The sequence below is a fragment of the Acinetobacter sp. NBRC 110496 genome, assembly GCF_000876115.1.
Classification (GTDB): Bacteria; Pseudomonadota; Gammaproteobacteria; order Pseudomonadales; family Moraxellaceae; genus Acinetobacter.
The window spans coordinates 1-17,340 of sequence record NZ_BBTF01000061.1 but is presented as its reverse complement, the minus strand read 5'-3'; the positions used below and the strand labels follow the sequence as shown (position 1 = coordinate 17,340).

At 38.6% G+C, this 17,340-nt stretch carries 16 protein-coding genes and 2 pseudogenes; 5 read left to right on the top strand and 13 right to left on the bottom strand.

Translation table 11 applies throughout. The annotated features are described in order from the left end of the window. The 3 genes and pseudogenes from Aba26S_RS18270 to Aba26S_RS18260 all read right to left on the bottom strand — a co-directional run. A pseudogene (locus tag Aba26S_RS18270) lies at nucleotides 1-1,709 on the bottom strand (site-specific integrase); the annotation flags it as partial. Between the two features lie 4 nt (nucleotides 1,710-1,713). Next, nucleotides 1,714-4,053, bottom strand: coding sequence for a hypothetical protein (locus Aba26S_RS18265; RefSeq protein ID WP_004992168.1), 2,340 nt, complete (start codon nucleotides 4,051-4,053; stop codon nucleotides 1,714-1,716). 12 nt (nucleotides 4,054-4,065) lie between these two features. After that, a complete protein-coding gene (locus Aba26S_RS18260) occupies nucleotides 4,066-4,530 on the bottom strand; it encodes a hypothetical protein (protein WP_000911011.1) in 465 nt (154 codons plus the stop codon). A gap of 274 nt (nucleotides 4,531-4,804) precedes the next feature. Here Aba26S_RS18260 and Aba26S_RS18255 point away from each other — a divergent pair, with 274 nt between their 5' ends. The 5 genes from Aba26S_RS18255 to Aba26S_RS18235 all read left to right on the top strand — a co-directional run bounded on the left by Aba26S_RS18255 (nucleotide 4,805) and on the right by Aba26S_RS18235 (nucleotide 8,678). Then, nucleotides 4,805-4,972, top strand: a complete 168-nt coding sequence (locus tag Aba26S_RS18255) for a YhfG family protein (protein WP_002125865.1) — start codon at nucleotides 4,805-4,807, stop codon at nucleotides 4,970-4,972. 12 nt (nucleotides 4,973-4,984) lie between these two features. Continuing rightward, entirely contained in the window at nucleotides 4,985-5,581 is a 597-nt protein-coding gene (locus Aba26S_RS18250) for a putative adenosine monophosphate-protein transferase Fic (RefSeq protein ID WP_004658347.1), read from the top strand. A gap of 349 nt (nucleotides 5,582-5,930) precedes the next feature. Further along, complete coding sequence (locus Aba26S_RS18245) at nucleotides 5,931-6,188, top strand: hypothetical protein (RefSeq protein ID WP_004726728.1); 258 nt, start codon at nucleotides 5,931-5,933, stop codon at nucleotides 6,186-6,188. A 919-nt stretch (nucleotides 6,189-7,107) separates the two neighbouring features. After that, nucleotides 7,108-7,413, top strand: a complete 306-nt coding sequence (locus Aba26S_RS18240; protein ID WP_000366814.1) for a helix-turn-helix domain-containing protein — start codon at nucleotides 7,108-7,110, stop codon at nucleotides 7,411-7,413. Continuing rightward, nucleotides 7,413-8,678: a type II toxin-antitoxin system HipA family toxin gene (locus Aba26S_RS18235; protein ID WP_043974042.1), complete on the top strand. Its 1,266-nt coding sequence runs from the start codon at nucleotides 7,413-7,415 to the stop codon at nucleotides 8,676-8,678. Before Aba26S_RS18240 ends, Aba26S_RS18235 begins: the two co-directional genes overlap by 1 nt. Nucleotides 8,679-9,323: 645 nt before the next feature. On the opposite strand, the gene ureC is transcribed toward Aba26S_RS18235, so the two are convergent. The 10 genes and pseudogenes from ureC to Aba26S_RS21505 all read right to left on the bottom strand — a co-directional run. Beyond that, on the bottom strand, nucleotides 9,324-11,024 hold the full coding sequence (gene ureC, locus Aba26S_RS18230; protein ID WP_043974056.1) for an urease subunit alpha: 1,701 nt from the start codon (nucleotides 11,022-11,024) through the stop codon (nucleotides 9,324-9,326). 44 nt (nucleotides 11,025-11,068) lie between these two features. Further along, on the bottom strand, nucleotides 11,069-11,377 hold the full coding sequence (locus Aba26S_RS18225; protein ID WP_005244909.1) for an urease subunit beta: 309 nt from the start codon (nucleotides 11,375-11,377) through the stop codon (nucleotides 11,069-11,071). Between the two features lie 19 nt (nucleotides 11,378-11,396). After that, complete coding sequence (gene ureA, locus Aba26S_RS18220; protein ID WP_000422459.1) at nucleotides 11,397-11,699, bottom strand: urease subunit gamma; 303 nt, start codon at nucleotides 11,697-11,699, stop codon at nucleotides 11,397-11,399. 100 nt (nucleotides 11,700-11,799) lie between these two features. After that, the gene (locus tag Aba26S_RS18215; RefSeq protein ID WP_005244908.1) at nucleotides 11,800-12,678 is read right to left on the bottom strand and encodes an urease accessory protein UreD; all 879 of its coding nucleotides are present in this window, start codon (nucleotides 12,676-12,678) and stop codon (nucleotides 11,800-11,802) included. Between the two features lie 71 nt (nucleotides 12,679-12,749). Beyond that, entirely contained in the window at nucleotides 12,750-13,316 is a 567-nt protein-coding gene (locus Aba26S_RS18210) for a HupE/UreJ family protein (RefSeq protein WP_005244906.1), read from the bottom strand. 14 nt (nucleotides 13,317-13,330) lie between these two features. Then, nucleotides 13,331-13,945 (bottom strand): urease accessory protein UreG, encoded by a 615-nt coding sequence (gene ureG / locus Aba26S_RS18205; RefSeq protein ID WP_005100598.1) that lies wholly within the window; start codon nucleotides 13,943-13,945, stop codon nucleotides 13,331-13,333. 17 nt (nucleotides 13,946-13,962) lie between these two features. Continuing rightward, nucleotides 13,963-14,628, bottom strand: coding sequence for an urease accessory protein UreF (locus tag Aba26S_RS18200; protein ID WP_043974037.1), 666 nt, complete (start codon nucleotides 14,626-14,628; stop codon nucleotides 13,963-13,965). After that, a complete protein-coding gene (ureE, locus tag Aba26S_RS18195; RefSeq protein ID WP_004637160.1) occupies nucleotides 14,615-15,097 on the bottom strand; it encodes an urease accessory protein UreE in 483 nt (160 codons plus the stop codon). Before ureE ends, Aba26S_RS18200 begins: the two co-directional genes overlap by 14 nt. A gap of 406 nt (nucleotides 15,098-15,503) precedes the next feature. Continuing rightward, complete coding sequence (locus Aba26S_RS18190; protein WP_005244903.1) at nucleotides 15,504-17,111, bottom strand: cytosine permease; 1,608 nt, start codon at nucleotides 17,109-17,111, stop codon at nucleotides 15,504-15,506. Nucleotides 17,112-17,226: 115 nt separating this feature from the next. Next, nucleotides 17,227-17,340, bottom strand: a pseudogene (locus Aba26S_RS21505) (GNAT family N-acetyltransferase); the annotation flags it as partial.

Sequence of the window (17,340 nt, the reverse complement as noted above, 5' to 3'; positions counted from 1 at the left end):
AGTTTTTCCAATAATTTGCCAAATAGCAAAGGACTCACTAGCCGTGCATTGCAAATTTGTAAATGCTTAAAACTTGAATTCTGTAACACCAATACCCCTGGAGCATCATAATTCTCTATACAGAATTGATGAAAATCTTTTAGGCGACCAAAACGGTATTCTGCGCTTTGGTGCATCTTACGAGAGGTTTTTCCTTTCACCGAATCTCGTTGAACTGCTTTTTCATCACGTTCACTGCTGTATTTCAATAGCTGCCGATATAAATCCTCATAGTCATCTATGGATTGTTGCTTTAAATCTAATTTATTGAGCCAAATCTCAAATATAAATTCTTTGCCAAACGATCCTAAGTAGCTTTCAATAGTTGATAATTGAAGCCCTCGTTTTTTTAAATGCATTAACCAGTGAATTAAGCGTAGTTGAGCATCAATTAAAGACTTTTCCTCCGTATTAGCATCAACTATCTTCTCCTCTAACACCCTTCTAGTTTCTTGCCAAAAACGTAGCGTGCGTTCTTCTTTATTCCTCTTTTTATCTAAACGCTCAACTTTTTGACCTTTACGTTTCTTTTGACCAAACAACATCAACTCATACGGAATCGTTTGTAATTTGCTTTGAACAGTCGGAACTTCAGGAAGTAACTGCTCTTGTTCAAAATGAATAGGGCGATTATCTGGTTCTGTGACTTGATTGTAATCATTATTCCACAGCAATCTAAATTCGGATGGCCTTAAAGCAACAGTATTAATCTCTTGCTGAAGCACATTACTCAAAAATATATCTATGCTGAGGTTTGGATTAAATTCGAGTACCATTTGCACATCATTAAATGCACGAAATCCACGGCGTTTAATTTGATATTGCAGATCCCCAAGACTTTTTTTCCTGCCTATCTTACTCAAGCTTTCTAAAATACAATCTTCAACTGAATGTTGCAGACAAAATTCTTTCTGAGTAGCTTTCAACTTTTTTAAATATTGCAAAATGAACTGCGCATATGGGTTAAAAAAAACATGTTTCCATTGGTACAACTTTCCCTGTTCTACATCGTTGCCATATTGAGAGTTTTCAACACGATAATGTAGTAACAATGGATTAGTGATTTTTTTGTAGTCCGAATGGTATAACCGAAAACAATTCAGATCTGTACCAAGCTCAATGGCCTCCTGCAATTGCTTCTGAATAGCAATCAAATGCTGTTCATCTGCACAGCCTGAAATATATATAAAACTTAAGCATAAATTTCCCCATAAGTACTTTGGTTCATTCCAATATTCAAATGAATCTTGCCAATACTGCCTTAATTCCTTAAGTACATGGATATGTAGATGCCCCTGTTCTAACCGTGACTCTGTACTCTCAATTTTTCTAGGCAGTACGATCCGTTTAGTATGTGGATTTAGCTTAATTCTGTATGATTTTTTATCTACATTCTGGTTGAATTGCTTCCTTCTTTTATTAAATTCATCTTCAGTAAATTGCATCAGTTTTGATTGTTCGTCTCGGCTCAACTTTTGACTCAAACAATCAACACTATCTTTAATGTCATGCCATTTTTCAGCGATCTGCTGATCAAGTTTTTGCTGCATTTCTTTCGTCAATACTTCAGGTGGAGAAGGCTGTCTATCTAGCGACTTTTTCACCATTTTATGAATATCAACAAATAGATCATCTAGTTGTGGTTTTATTAGTTCTTTGATTTTTTGCATACAACTATTTTCGCTCTAAGTGTTTAATCGATAAAGATTTGACATTATCTTGCAATTGCTGGCGGGCTTGCTGTACATAGACATTCGGGATAAGTGAAGAATGCGGATGAAAAGCCTCTCGGTCACGTTGGTCATGACCATACAGGGCCTGAATTAAGTGAAAAGCTAATGCTGGTTTACCCTCTTGCTGCTCATGCATCAAAAAGTTCATGTCAAAATGACGTAACCAATTCGAATACATATTCTTTGGAAAGACTCCTTGCATATATGAATTCACCCATTTTCTCGATAAAGGGATTAACTTAATTTTCCTGCTCTGCCATTCTTTGACAGTTATCGGCAAGATATCTTTACTAAAAATGACCTTACCAAAAAGATCATTTACAGTTATCTTCTTCTTTGCAAAGACTTGTCTAAAAAATGAACCGTACGCTTCAATAATTTGTTCTAAAAAGGCAGTGTAATTTTGCAGTGTTTTTATGAAAAAATCAGATAAAGGGATAAAACGACCATCTTTTCTTGCTTTACTATTTTTTTTATCATTCACATATAAAAGCTTGAGCTCAACACAATAATCATCCAAATTCCCCAACAGGTTTTTTTTAGGCCGACTTGCCAAACTCAACAAACTGATATGCCACATCCAACACGCATATGCATTAAGTTGATTAATAATGTGCTTATCTTCTTGGATGTTTTCGTGACAATGTCTATGTAAAATATGGAATTGCTCTTTCACAAAATTGGGTTCAAGTGCCAGTTGGCTCCCTATCCTTCCTATAGATAATGCAGATTGCACTTTGAATTGTTGTTGCAATATTTTTAGTTCAGCCGTGTCTTCAGTAAAATGTGTGGAATGTGGTGTAAGTGCTTTTTCTAAAAAGGCTAGATATGTGCTACTGAGTTGAGTTTTCGGTAGCCCGCCATAATAGATACCAGGCATGTGATGCTGACTATCCCGCCCAGCAATTACATGAGCAAGATATTCATTATATGTTTCATAATATATATGAAAATATAATTGAGCCTGCAGTTTTTCTACAGTGATCGAACCTACAAACCGATTATCAAGCCAATTCTTAAGTTTCGTATTAATGTGTGTTGATGAAATTAGTGGATTCGATGCTTGTTCTATATAGTCAAACCAAGCAGAAGGTAAATGTAGTTGATGTGTCATCACTTCATTCCACCGCACATGATTTAAGCTCTTAATCTTCTGCTCTGTAATTTTAAGATTTAATTTGAGTAAATATTCGCGACGTCTACTTGAACCATTCTGGATCAAAATTCCATCTTGAATAAGCTCGTTAAAATCCATCAGTGCGACGGGTGATAATCCCGTCAAAAGTGACAATAAACATGCTGCAGCGATTGCAGCATCCCTCCAGTGCCCGGATAACTCGGTTCTCAACACATAAACAATTTGCTTCAGTATATCTGGCGCCAAATAATGTGGATTTGTAACAAAAGGAGCATGACGGCGCTGGCGATGCCGCATTAGATGCGTCGCATTATCGCTGAGTATATAATTTAAATTTTTAGACTTTTCATCTTCTGAATAAAACTCCATTTCAGGATCTAATAGATCAACTTCACCCTCTTCATCTTTGTGAAGAGCGGCATCATAAATACTGATCTTTGCGTTATGTCCAATATCTACTTGCTTACCCGTTTTAATTTCACGAAATTTTTTGAGTTCATTTTTCGTCGGCCATTGCAAAACTTTACTTTTTTTTGACTTACGCTGACGATGAACAACACGACGATCATCAAGTCTTTTAAAAATTATTAATAGAGCCGATAAATACTCTATGGCTTGTACTTGTTTGAAATCTTTAATATTAAAAAGTTGATTACGATCCTCCTTTTTCAAGTTACGTTCGTACATGACATAGCGATTTAGTAGCTCACTGCATTCTTGAAATAATTCAGCATGATTAGAATCCAGAACATATCGTGATACATAGCGAAAGAGATCACAAACATGTTTTTGCTTATTCTCAGCTTTATCAATTTTTGCAAATTCTTGATACTGCCGATATGTTAAAAAACTCGCTTGTAGAATCAAATAACGTTCAGACGACAGCTCTTGAGTATTACTAGTAGTCGGGCATGCAAAATAACTTAAAGAAGCTAGATAATAATATTTACCTAATTGTCTAGAACTAGATATATAGCCATATATCTGTTGTGCTTCCTTATTTAGAGCATGGGCTTTTTCACGTAAATCATCTGATAGATCGACAAATTGTGTATTCACAACATGATTGCGTAATAAACAATAATCTTTTTGGAATTTTTCTGCTAAATCTAAGAATTGCTCTTCTGTTTCAATCTTTGGCATATTCGCTTTCGCTTAATTTTTTATCAAATTGCATTGGTTAAATTCATTACGATCTGAACAATTTGGTAAAAGTTGATCTTTTATTGAACTCTTTGTCAGCTTAAAAAATCTAGCAAAAAATTTAGCATCCAGCTCTTTCTGAGCTTTTCTCTCAAAGCACAAGTGTTGCTGTGATTTTTCGATAAAATCATCAAGATTATGTATCAACTGTAAGATTGCAACATAATTAGAATGTACACGTAAGCATGGCTCCGTTTGCATTAATAGCAATATTTTTTGCCAAATTTTCACATAGATTATTTTGAACTTTGCTTGTACTACTACTTTCTGGCTCTGTTTAATCTTTTTGATTTTCAGTAGTTCTGAGTTAATTTTTACTATCTTAAATTGAACATTTTGTCGCTCAAAGCAAAAGGGCATGATAAATTGCCCCATAAATATCTCTATATTTTTTACTAAATAGTCAAATTTTAACATTTTTATCGATATAAAAAATGAGCATATCTTTGTATATTAAAATTCATTTAATTTATCAACTAAATTTTCTCAAAATTACAATTATCAACAAATACATATGGTTTACTTATCATGGGTGGTCTAAATTTTAAAAATTCTTCCACTTTTTTTTAGTTTTCTGTTATTACATGAAACAATACCGTTGTATTACATTTTGAAATGCTGTGTATGCAGCATTGATCAAAAAGATTCTCTGCTATACTTACTTCACGTGTAGCATCAATGGAGTTTCGAAATGCTCAGAACCACTGAACAGAAAAAAAAATATATTCAAGCGACACGTGCGCAAAACTATCAAGCCAGCCTAAAGCTTGAAGGCATTACAACGACAGCTCAAACAACTCAACAAAGTAAAGCTGAAATCTTGCAAAAATATAAGAAGTATTCGCAACCCGAAACTTAGTCAGGTGCATGTATGGATAAATATGGGGAAATGGGTGACAGCCTGTATTGTTACCCTGGCACAAATATCCTAAAGAACAAACTCAATATTCATGATGAACAAATTTTAGAACAAGCTGAACTAGAACTGTCTGGATTGGCAAGTAACTTAATTGAATATGCTGAACCACCTTACGACTTACAATACTTAAAATCAATTCATGCGCAGCTCTTTGGCGACTTATACGACTGGGCAGGAAAGTTAAGACAAATCGATATTTCCAAAGGTGACACCCGTTTTTGTAATTTTTCCCGTATTGAAATTGAAACCAATAAACTACTCAAACCGCTTCAAGAAAAAAAATACTTTCAAGGCTTAGCACCACAACAACTGATTCCTCAACTTGCCGACTTGTATTGTGAGCTTAATGTCATACACCCATTCCGTGAAGGTAATGGACGTACACAACGGATTTTCTTTGAGCATCTGATTGCTCATTGTGGTTATGGTATTGATTGGTCTCGCATTGACTCTCAACAACAATGGATTCAAGCCAATATTGAAGGTTTTTATGGTAATTTAAATCCATTAATTAAGATTTTTGAAATATGCTTTATTCAAAATACCTAAAATTTAAGTAGTCGAAGCCCACAATCCTTAATGAGCCATCATCTTTGCTTCAATCCACTGATTAATTTCCCAAATAAACCAACAATCACGATTCTTAGAAATCTTAATACTCTTCGGGTAATTTAGGATCGTAATATTCAGATTACTTATCCAGAATTGAATAGATCGTTAACTTAGATAGACTTTTAAGCAATGTAACTTGCCGCATGTTTATCAACATATGTCTCAAAAAAGTCTGCCCATACATAGATTTATGGCGTTTAGTGCTTAAATTTCAGATTAATCTTCGTCTGATGACCTGAATGGATGTTACAGATTACATGCAGGTGAATTACTCTGTGGCTGTATCATGGCTTTTGTGCAATCCAATCCATTTGATCCGAATGTTCTCTTTTGCAATAAAGCAGCCTCTTCTGCTTTTCCTGAACCAACGAACTATGTCATTGATTTGATTCAACCGACAACAGTGATGCTGAATCAAATCTCCAAAGAAGGGATTAAATGCAAGAAATGTGGTAAGAAAAAGATAGGGGATGGAAGTTATTATCCGTCTAATTGGAACCAGCCCATGAGTCGAGATCAGTTGAGTAAGAATCATTTTAAATGAATAAGAGAAGGATGGCTTACCTCACTTCTCCGAATAACAATGCTATGCTTTTCAACCAAGGTTATAAATTGGCAACTACATTTCATTCTTCTTCATGCTGGTCCTATAGCCTGTAGACAATTACTACATCATTTGCATTCAATGCTCAATACAGCCTGTCAGCAGAACCGCAGCGATACTTTTTTTCGTGCATACATGTAGTGTTTAAATCCATTCATTTTTCAATGATCCTCTGCCGTTTATCACATTTATGGTCGATCTTTAACCTTGTGAAAAATGCACATACCGATCCCTTCAAACTGTCAAATTTATGTATGCATGACATTTAAAGAAAATTATCTGATCAATTTTTTTAGGTAAAATTCATCAAGAAAAAGTTATTATTATTCATAACATCACCAATAACCACATAAAAACAATAATTTAATAAATTATTCTTCCAATTTTTTTATATTTAGTGTTATTACCTCTAAATCCATGTTTACCACCTTCTATTACATAAGTAATTTAGAAGTATCCACGATATAAATTGCTTGCCCTCACACCTCTCCCCTCTCACGCCCAAAAAATTTATACTGAAAGGCAGATTAAGCCCGTTCGAGTTACATATAGCCGCATGCTATATTGAAAGCATTAAGAAAATATCCTCAATATTTATAGGATTTTTAAAGTATGAACTAATTTTCGAAGAACCCTTTCTAAGTAATGTGACCTATTAGGAAAAATGAAAATACTGAAATCTCCGTATCAACAATCAGTCAAAGTACATCCTGATGATTTTCTGTAACCGATACCCAAGGACTATACCTACCCTTCTGATGTGCTGTGCAACAAAGCCCTCCTTAGCCACACTATAGCTATAGATTAATTCCATTATTTTGTGATTTAATTAAATTATTCATTCTTAAGACCCAATTTAATGGATTTATATTTCACTAAACCAGAAGAAGTTGTGACTCTTTTAGGTGAGCGTTTACGTAAGCAACGACTCTTTCTGGAGATGTCTCAAGCTGAGGTAGCAGCACGCGCTGGTGTCGGCGTGAATACAGTTTCGAATCTTGAAGCGGGACGAAATGTATCTGTTGAAAATTTAGTCCGTATTGCAATGGTCTTGGGTCGATTAAACGAACTTCAGGAACTATTTAAACCTCAGCTTAACAGTGTGAATGACATTCTTCGCTATGAGAGTCAAAGTAAGCGCCACCGTATTAAGAGGAAGGGATAATGCTCAATAGACTTAATGTTTATTACAACGGTTGGGGCGAATCATGGTTATGGGGAACGCTGATTAGTTCAACAGCCACGACAGGTAGACCCACCATTGCTTTTGAATATAGTCCAGAAGCAATACAGCAAGGTGTTGAGCTCTCTTCTTACTTGCTGCCTTTAAAAGGTCTACCATTCAGACAAGGTTTTCCTACTCATCAAATGGGACTCCCAGGTCCAGTCTATGACGCTTTACCAGATGGTTGGGGCATGATGTTGATGGATCGATATTTCAAAAAAATTGGCTTAAATTCAGCACGAATTGGACCTTTGGAGCGTCTGACCAATATTAGTAGTCACGCAATGGGTGCCCTCTCCTTTGAACCTTGTGTTGCTGACATGCAAACCTCAGAAAATATCCCTTTACAACAACTGGCCCAGGAAGTTCAAGAAGTACTCAAAGGTGAAGGTGGTGAATTTCTACAGCATTTATTGGTCATGGGTGGCTCCCCTCAAGGTGCCAGACCAAAAGCGTTGGTTTACCGAGATCCTGTCAATTTAGAGTTTTCGACTCAAGATTCTGATCAACATGAAGCCTGGCTGATTAAGTTTCCTGCTCAGCAAGAGCATCATGAAGTCTGCGCCATTGAAGCCGTCTATGCAGAATGTTTGCGACTTTGTGCAATTGAGACTCCAGATACCCATTTCTTTAATTTGCCCAATGGTTTAACGGCTTTTGCTTCTAAACGATTCGATCGTCAAAATGGTATGCGGATTCCAATGCAGAGTTTGGCTGCATATACAGGAGCAGACTATAAAGTTCCAGGTAGCCTAGACTATCGCAATTTTCTCCGGGCAACCTTGATGTGTACGCAAGATGTACGAGAAAGATTGCATGCTTTTAAACGTGCTGTGTTTAATGTGCTTTTCAATAATCGGGATGACCATACTAAGAACTTTTCATTTCTCATGGAGAAAAATGGTCAATGGAAATTGGCTCCAGCCTATGATGTGACCTTCTGCGAGGGTCCAGGTGGTTATCATCAAATGGACATTATGGGAGAAGCGCTCAATATTTCCCGAAATGACATACATAAACTCGGTACTTCAGAAGCTAATCTGACTACTCTAGAAGTCGATGAGATCATCTTGACCATGCGTGAAATTGCACTTCAATTTAGTCAAATTGCGCAGCGCCTGTATCCCCATCAAATTCGAGAATCTACCCTACAGATGATTCAATCACGGATTCAACAGAATATTGATTTTTTAACTGAAACCTAAGCGTAAATATAAACTAAGCGCCAACCATCAACTGCAAATAGACTTTGATATAGTTAGTCGCTACATAATCTGTAGAACCTGTGAATTAGCTCTCTTTATAATCACGAATATTAGATGGATCACCGCCAAGATATATTCTGCAAACGTGAAATCACTACATCCAGATCGAAAATCACTAAGAAAAAACTGTCACCAAAAAAAGGTCTGCACTATGGATAGATGCAGACCAAACTCTGGATAACTACCAGCACGAGAAATATGTCGCAATTTTGCATAGACATGAATTTGATAAAATCAGCCCAGAAAGCCAGAAATTCATAAAAACTATTTCATCAATCCCCTATAACTTAATCACGTTCATGGTCGATCTTAAATCTTGTGAAAAGTACTCATGCTGACCTAGCCAAACTGTAAAACTCATGTATTCATAGCCTTTAAATGAATCTTTCAATCGGTATATTTAAGGTAAAAACTAGTAATCAGAAGTTATTATCACCCCCATATAAAACAAGGATCAACTTAAAAACAATAACTTAGTAAATTATTCTTCCATTTTTTTATATTTAGTGTTATCAATCATTAAAGTCTGCATCACACCAAACATGATCCGCAGACTGAATATTTTAGGTCTTAAAAAGATAATCTTTAAAATAAAAAATAACGCTGAGCCATTGGTAATACCTCTGCTGGCTCACAAGTTAAATGCACGCCATCTGCCCGTACTTCGTAAATTTCTGGATCAACTTCCATCACTGGTGTATAGGTGTTGTGCTTCATGTCAGCTTTGGAAATATTACGCGTGTTTTTACATGCAGAAATGATTTTCTTCAGACCTAATTTTTCCGCTACGCCATTGTTAATTCCTGCCTGAGACAAGAAGGTAATACAGGTGTTATGTGCACCGCGCGCATTTGCGCCAAACATGGGACGGTAATGCACAGGCTGTGGTGTTGGAATGGACGCATTGATGTCACCCATTGGCGCTGCTGCAATCATACCGCCTTTAATAATCATGGCAGGTTTAACACCAAAAAATGCAGGTTTCCACAGCACCAAGTCTGCCAGCTTGCCTTCTTCGACCGAGCCGACTTCATGACTTAAACCGTGGGTAATGGCAGGGTTAATTGTATATTTCGCAATATAACGTTTAACCCGCTGATTATCGGTATGTGGCGTATCACCTTCCAGCGGTCCACGCTGTACTTTCATTTTATGTGCCGTTTGCCATGTACGTATAATCACTTCACCCACACGCCCCATTGCCTGTGAATCGGACGACATCATGGAAATTGCACCCAAATCCTGCAAAATATCTTCGGCGGCAATGGTTTCACGACGAATTCGACTTTCGGCAAATGCAACATCTTCTGAAATTGCAGGATCTAAATGATGACACACCATCAGCATGTCCAAATGCTCATCAATGGTATTAACGGTATAAGGACGGGTGGGATTGGTCGAAGATGGCAACACATTGGCTTGACCAATGGCTTTTAAAATGTCGGGGGCATGTCCACCACCCGCACCTTCGGTATGATAGGTGTGAATGGTGCGTTGCTTAAATGCCGCCAGCGTTTCTTCCAAGAATCCGCTTTCATTTAAAGTATCGGTATGAATGGCAACCTGAACATCGTATTCATCGGCAACCGTTAAACAGTTATCGATGGCAGCAGGGGTTGAACCCCAGTCTTCATGCAGCTTTAAACCCACGACGCCTGCTTCAATCTGTTCGCAGATAGGATCGGGCAAACTCAAATTTCCTTTGCCCAATAGCCCAATATTCATGGGTAAATCATCGATGGCTTGCAACATGGTCGCAATATGCCATGGTCCCGGTGTAACCGTGGTTGCAGATGTCCCTGCTGCTGGACCTGTTCCGCCACCAATCATGGTGGTTGTACCAGACATGAGTGCAGTTTCTACCTGTTGCGGGCAAATCCAGTGAATATGTGTGTCAATGCCACCTGCGGTGAGAATTTGACCTTCCCCCGCAATCACTTCCGTGGCAGCTCCCAACGGAATGGTAATATTGGGTTGTATATCTGGATTTCCTGCTTTACCAATTTTCCAGATACGACCATTCTTTAAACCGACATCGGCTTTCACAATGCCCCACCAATCGACAATGAGCGCATTGGTAATGACGGTATCTGCAACATCATCTGCCAATAATTGGGATTGCCCCATGCCATCTCGGATGACTTTACCGCCACCGAATTTAACTTCTTCACCATAAGTGGTCAGGTCTTGTTCGACTTCAATAAAAAGTTCCGTATCCGCCAAGCGAACACGATCCCCTACGGTTGGTCCGAACATTTCCGCATATGCACGACGTGACATTTTCATCATAGATTACTCTAAATTCTTAAAAAAGATTTTGATAGCCTAAATTAGTCAAGTTTCCCCATCACTCGACCCGCAAAGCCATACACTTCACGCTTTCCAGCTAGTGCCACCAATTCGACATCTCGGCTCTGACCCGGCTCAAAACGTACTGCGGTGCCCGCTGCAATATTCAAACGGTAGCCTTTGGCACGCTCGCGCTCAAATTGCAAAGCATCATTGGCTTCATAAAAGTGAAAATGCGAACCAATTTGAATCGGTCGATCCCCTGCGTTCGCAACCGTTATTTTTAGGGTTTCACGTCCAACATTTAACTCAATATCGCGATCTGGCGTAATTACTTCACCTGGAATCATCTTTATTCCTTATAGTTCTTTACATAATCGGTTGATGTACAGTCACCAGTTTTGAGCCATCTGGAAAGGTTGCTTCAACTTGGACTTCAACAATCATTTCTGCAATGCCATCCATCACATCATTGCGGCTCAGTAAAGTCGTGCCGTAGTGCATCAACTCGCTTACGCTCATGCCATCGCGTGCACCTTCAAGCAAGGCAGCAGAAATATACGCAATCGCTTCAGGATAATTCAGCTTTAAACCACGTGCTTTACGGCGCTCTGCAACCAAGCCCGCGGTAAAAATTAAAAGTTTGTCTTTTTCTGTTGGATTTAATTCCATATCTTTTACCTATTTAAACGTGGAGATGCTTCGCTCATGAGCCGTGCATGACCAAAAATCGTTGTGTTATTTGGTCTTGAAATTACAGGCTAAAATCACTTTATGTTCTCCAAATACGAGGAAATTCTTCATCCAGATCGTACCAATAGCGTCTTAATCTAGCTCTGATAGCAGCAAAAGCATCATGACATTGCCGAACATCATTCCCCAAATAGCGCGCACAAACTACATCATCCAAAACCGTTAAGGTGACGGGTACATCCATACGCATCATCAGTTCACGGATTAAATCCAGATGCTCTTCTAAATCTAGACTGGCACGATATTGCACGGGAGGCACGGCCCAGAAACTTCCCATCACAGATTGACCATGCATGCCTAGGCATGAACTTAACCAACGGTCATTTCCCTTAAAACTTAAGGTATCGGCAACCAACAAAGTCTGATTACGAAACAGTTTGAACATGTTGATATAGGCACCATCACTAAATTGCTCTTCACGTGCTTGGCGACCAATCACCAACATGTCCCAACCAATAAAACTGGCTGCCTGATCCAAATGGATGATGGTTTCTGAATGCGCATTCGCACCATTAAACAGCATGGTTTCTTGCGGCAACCATTCAAAAATAGCATTAGCATTTAAACTTATATTGATATGCTGATAGGCCTTTTTACCATTGGTTTTGTACCATTTACCTGCGCCAGGGGTGGTCACTAAGGCATGTGCCTGCGGGCCGACAGACATATCAAAAGTCAGGTGATCCCCACCCGCAATGCCCGCAGGGGGATGCACAATAATGGCATGGCAAACCCCTGTTTTTTCAGGCCAAAGCATTTTTTGTACCCGCACTGGACCATAATGTTTGCGGTGATGTAACACTGTGCATTCAGGCTCTTTTTGAGCCTGAAAGCCGAGTTCCAACTTGGCAAACCATAATTGGGCATCATGCGTTCGACTGACGGTTAAATCCTGCATGCTTCCTCTGCGTGATGAATACCAATAATCTGGTGTGCTGAAACTTGTTCATCAAAATGACCTGAATATCATTAAGCCAAACCAATCAATGCAACAACTGCAGCAATTCCACCGACAATTTTCTTACCATGTGGCACATATTTTTGTACCAAAGCGCCTAAACCCAATCCACCTGCGTAGATGCAAGACATTGCAACAACCATGCCGAAGACTAAACCGATCACATGACCTGAATGATTCAATTCGGCACCATGCGCCATGCCATGAAAACTTGCTAAAACCATGGTCGCAACTGCAAATAGTTGATTGGCTTTGGTCCATAGGGCAATGGCAAGAACAGATAAGGAGAAAACAATGCCGTATTCAGCAATATTCGCAGACACCACATGCAATTGCCCAAGGCTAAAACCTGCAATCATGGCAATAACTAAACCCAACAATCCGCCTACTTTCCATCGATTAGCCGCTGACCACAGCAGCACACCAAAAGCGATCGCCATCGTGAGGTGATCAATTCCAGTAAAGGGATGAATAAAGCCCGTTAAAAAACTATTCTGTTGTTCATGACCAGGATGTGCCATTGCCCACATTGGAAAAGCTGCGGCGAAAGTGGCTAAAGTTCTTTTTAAATAAGTCATTGTGTTTCCCCGAATTACGCTTTGAATAGACCTTGTTTTTCAATGAACGAAATAATAATTTCCAGACCTTCTTTGGTTTTCATATTGCTAAACAAGAACGGCTTATCACCACGCATACGTTTAGCATCTTGATCCATCACACTTAAATTTGCACCGACCATTGGTGCCAAGTCTGTTTTATTGATAATCAACAAATCAGATTTGGTAATGCCCGGACCACCTTTACGTGGAATCTTTTCTCCCCCTGCCACATCAATCACATACAGGGTTAAATCTGAAAGTTCTGGACTAAACGTAGCCGCTAAATTATCCCCACCACTTTCAATAATAATCAGCTCAAGCCCATCGAACTTTTCGCACAAGTCATCAATTGCCGCGAGGTTAATAGACGCATCTTCACGGATGGCGGTATGCGGGCAACCGCCAGTTTCTACCCCAACAATACGCTCTGGAGACATGGCTTCATTACGGGTTAAAAAGTTTGAATCTTCTTTGGTATAAATGTCATTGGTGACGACTGCCATATTATATTTTTCACGCAAGGCCTGACATAAATTCAAAGTTAGCGCTGTTTTACCTGACCCGACTGGTCCACCAATTCCTACACGTAATGGGCTACGTTGTGACATGTTTTTTCCTCTTAAAATTATGATCTGAATAGTCTTGAATACTGGGTCTCATGGTGCATACTCAGCATGGCATATTGCGGTAAGGCACTACTGATTTCAGTGTCTTGCAGCTCCAGTGCACGCGCAATTGCTGCAGGAATAAGCGCATGTAAATGCCACAAAATACGCTGACCACTCATCTGCCCAAGCGGTACGGTTTTGACTGCCGCCAAGACCTGATTTTCTAAAACGGTAAAGGTATACGCTGTAAGTACTTCGGATTGATTTAGCCCCAAGGTGCCACACAGGCTTCCATACACTGGAACAAAGCCCAGCTGTTTTTTGACTTTAACGGGTTGCTTTAATACGTCTCTAATCCATGCATTTAAAGAAAATGCCAACTGTTTCGATTCCGCCAGTAACTCTTTACTCTCACGACTGGCGCGATAAAAATTTGCCCAGTAAGTAAAATTTTCTTCGTCATCACTGTATTGCATTAAACGTTTCAGCACAGGTAACTCAAAACGAACCAAGAGCATTTCCAGCACTTCTTCAAAATAAGCCATGCTGGAGGCTTCATCATGAATCAGCCCTTGATCAATGGCACTTTCCACGCCTTGCGAATAACAATATGCCCCAATCGGTAACGCAGTTGATGACAAGGTCAACAGGCTGAGTAGTTGCGATGGATTAGTGATGGACATGATGTAAAGTCTTGATTGGGCTTAAGCGATGATCATGTTGATGTTGTGCATAGGCACCGCTTTCAGGTTCAAAAGGATGATCTACCTCTGCAACGTTTAATCCCAAACCCACTACCATTTCAGCCAGTACATGATCTGGTTCGAAATATAATGCTGTTGGCGTCAACATTAAGGGAACATGACGATTGCCGAGATGATATGCAGCTTTTAATAAATCAAATTCTTGCTGAGCCGAAACTTTCATCAGTTTTTCTGGTTTCGCTTCAACTTTAAGAATATTTCCGCTCTCCGTCGAAATATATGACCCACTGCGTAAAATGCCTGTACGCGGCAAATCTGCACCAATATCTACCCCATTTTTTAAAGTTGCACGAAAACGGCTCTTTTGGCGCGTATCGAAAGTCAGCTCAATGACATCAAAGTCACAATTTTCTGTAACTACTTCTAATCGTTGAGTATAAATTTCCATTTTTTCTCCATGCTTGACTTTGTTTTAGGACTGCTTTTGATCCAAATTGATTCAAAATATAAATCGCTTTCACAAAATGCACCACCCCAACGTTCAAAGCAATTATTGCACCAATTTTTCTACATACACCACATTTAAGCGTATATATTGCTCAGAAACTCCAAATGAAAACTTCAAGAAAATATGATTTCTCATTTAAATGATGTCAGGACATTTAAGACAAAAATAGCAGCTGTCGGGTTATTCGAGATGGATGTTGTATCCACTCTTTGGATTAGAATAGATTTTCCCGCACTTTTTATAGAGTTTTCCCCAATCAATATTAAAAAACCCTGATGCAAAATCATCAGGGTTATTGATTTGATCGAAATTCAGCTTATTAAAAAGCAGATATCTGAAAAATCATTTATTTTTCCAAAGTCTTACATAGAGAACAAATAACACCTTTGTGCTTATGTGAATACATAATATCAGGTCTTTCATAATCTTCATCACATGACACACAATGATAAACTGTTGCTATAGGTAGCCCAGTAGCATCATAACGTGGTTCTTTTACCCCATCATCTGTAGCTTTAATATAATATTTTCCTTTCGTAATTAAACCCATGATTGGAGTCAAAACAAAGCCCAAAATCAGAGCAATTAAAGGTGAATATGGCATTAGAAATTCACCCAACATGCCAAAAAAGGTTGCAATGGAGACTCCTGCAGCGACAAGAAATGACACCATACCTACTGGGTTTATATTATAAAGCATATCACGGCGATACTCTGGTTCTTTTGGAGAGAGTTTCAATAAGTATTTATTCACTGTGATATCAGTCGCTACAACCACAACCCATGCAATGGCAAAATTAGAATAAAAACCTAAAATCTTACCAAGCACTGCGAACATATTACCTTCCATCAACGCAAGAGCAATTGCAAGGTTAACCAATACAAATACAATACGACCTGGATAATGCTTGCTGATACGTGTATAAGCACTGGTCCATGCCAATGAACCCGAATATGCATTCGTTACATTAATCTTGATTTGTGAAATAACAACCAAAATTACCGCTAAAGTAAGTGCAAACCAACCTGGAAGCATATCATGGAAAGCTGCGTTAAACTGTTGTACAGGTTCCGTGCTATCAACCCCAGGAATTTTAGTCAGCAAATAAAAACCAAGGAAAGCGCCAATAATTTGTTTGATTGCGCCTAGAATTACCCAACCTGGACCCGCTGAAATAACAGCTATCCACCACGCTTTGCTATTTTCTTTAGTTTTTGCAGGCATAAAACGTAGGTAATCAATTTGTTCACCAATTTGCATAATTAAAGATAGACAAATTCCAGCACCCAACATAATTGCAGCCACATCTATTGCTGCAAAACCACCATTTCCAGCATAAGCAGCGAATTGACTTACAAGCTCAGGTTCTTGATAAATCAAATAAGCAACAGGGCCAATCATTAAGATCAACCAGATAGGTGTGGTCCAAACTTGTAAAGTACTTAAGGCTTTCATCCCATAAATGACCAATGGAATAACCATAATAGTAGAAATGAGATAGCCCATCCATAAAGGAATTCCGAGCCCAAGCAATAAGCCTTGAGCCATGATAGAACCTTCGAGAGCGAAGAAAATAAAAGTAAAACTTGCAAAAATAATACTCGTCAGTACCGATCCAAAATATCCAAAACCAGCACCACGCGTAATCAGATCTAAATCGATATTATAGCGAGCTGCATAATAAGCTAATGGAAGACCTGTTAAAAAGATAATAAGTGCAGCAAATAAAATAGAAAAAATGGCATTCGTTGTCCCATATGTCATACCAATGCTAGCACCAATCGAAAAGTCTGCCAGATATGCAATACCTCCTAATGCCGTAATTGCGACGACTTTAGGACTCCAACGACGGAAACTATATGGAGCATAACGTAAAGTATAGTCTTCAAGTGTTTCGTTTGCAGCAGAAGATGGCTTTTCAATAAAAGTATCTTGCATAGGTTGATTTTGCATACCAAAAAATATCTCTGAGTTTCATACTTCTCACCAAAATGCAAAATTAATGCCAACATTTAATTTTTCTATCAAATTTTTAGGATTTAGCCCAACATGCTACAATCATATTGTTTTATAAACATAAACTTTTCAACATATGTATCGTGTCGTACATACCTAGCTGATCACGACTGACTGTACTAAAACTTTGCAACCGCCAAAACTTTTCTGCCGCAGGTAAAAATGG

What these genes read in the sequence shown, in the direction of transcription:
- ureC (WP_043974056.1), bottom strand. Translation starts at nt 11,024, where the DNA reads ATGAAAATGTCACGTCGTGCATATGCGGAAATGTTCGGACCAACCGTA.
- Aba26S_RS18260 (WP_000911011.1), bottom strand. Translation starts at nt 4,530, where the DNA reads ATGTTAAAATTTGACTATTTAGTAAAAAATATAGAGATATTTATGGGG.
- Aba26S_RS18250 (WP_004658347.1), top strand. Translation starts at nt 4,985, where the DNA reads ATGGATAAATATGGGGAAATGGGTGACAGCCTGTATTGTTACCCTGGC.
- ureA (WP_000422459.1), bottom strand. Translation starts at nt 11,699, where the DNA reads ATGGAATTAAATCCAACAGAAAAAGACAAACTTTTAATTTTTACCGCG.
- Aba26S_RS18235 (WP_043974042.1), top strand. Translation starts at nt 7,413, where the DNA reads ATGCTCAATAGACTTAATGTTTATTACAACGGTTGGGGCGAATCATGG.
- Aba26S_RS18255 (WP_002125865.1), top strand. Translation starts at nt 4,805, where the DNA reads ATGCTCAGAACCACTGAACAGAAAAAAAAATATATTCAAGCGACACGT.
- Aba26S_RS18225 (WP_005244909.1), bottom strand. Translation starts at nt 11,377, where the DNA reads ATGATTCCAGGTGAAGTAATTACGCCAGATCGCGATATTGAGTTAAAT.
- Aba26S_RS18200 (WP_043974037.1), bottom strand. Translation starts at nt 14,628, where the DNA reads ATGTCCATCACTAATCCATCGCAACTACTCAGCCTGTTGACCTTGTCA.
- ureG (WP_005100598.1), bottom strand. Translation starts at nt 13,945, where the DNA reads ATGTCACAACGTAGCCCATTACGTGTAGGAATTGGTGGACCAGTCGGG.
- Aba26S_RS18190 (WP_005244903.1), bottom strand. Translation starts at nt 17,111, where the DNA reads ATGCAAAATCAACCTATGCAAGATACTTTTATTGAAAAGCCATCTTCT.
- Aba26S_RS18210 (WP_005244906.1), bottom strand. Translation starts at nt 13,316, where the DNA reads ATGACTTATTTAAAAAGAACTTTAGCCACTTTCGCCGCAGCTTTTCCA.
- Aba26S_RS18265 (WP_004992168.1), bottom strand. Translation starts at nt 4,053, where the DNA reads ATGCCAAAGATTGAAACAGAAGAGCAATTCTTAGATTTAGCAGAAAAA.
- ureE (WP_004637160.1), bottom strand. Translation starts at nt 15,097, where the DNA reads ATGGAAATTTATACTCAACGATTAGAAGTAGTTACAGAAAATTGTGAC.
- Aba26S_RS18215 (WP_005244908.1), bottom strand. Translation starts at nt 12,678, where the DNA reads ATGCAGGATTTAACCGTCAGTCGAACGCATGATGCCCAATTATGGTTT.
- Aba26S_RS18240 (WP_000366814.1), top strand. Translation starts at nt 7,108, where the DNA reads ATGGATTTATATTTCACTAAACCAGAAGAAGTTGTGACTCTTTTAGGT.
- Aba26S_RS18245 (WP_004726728.1), top strand. Translation starts at nt 5,931, where the DNA reads ATGGCTTTTGTGCAATCCAATCCATTTGATCCGAATGTTCTCTTTTGC.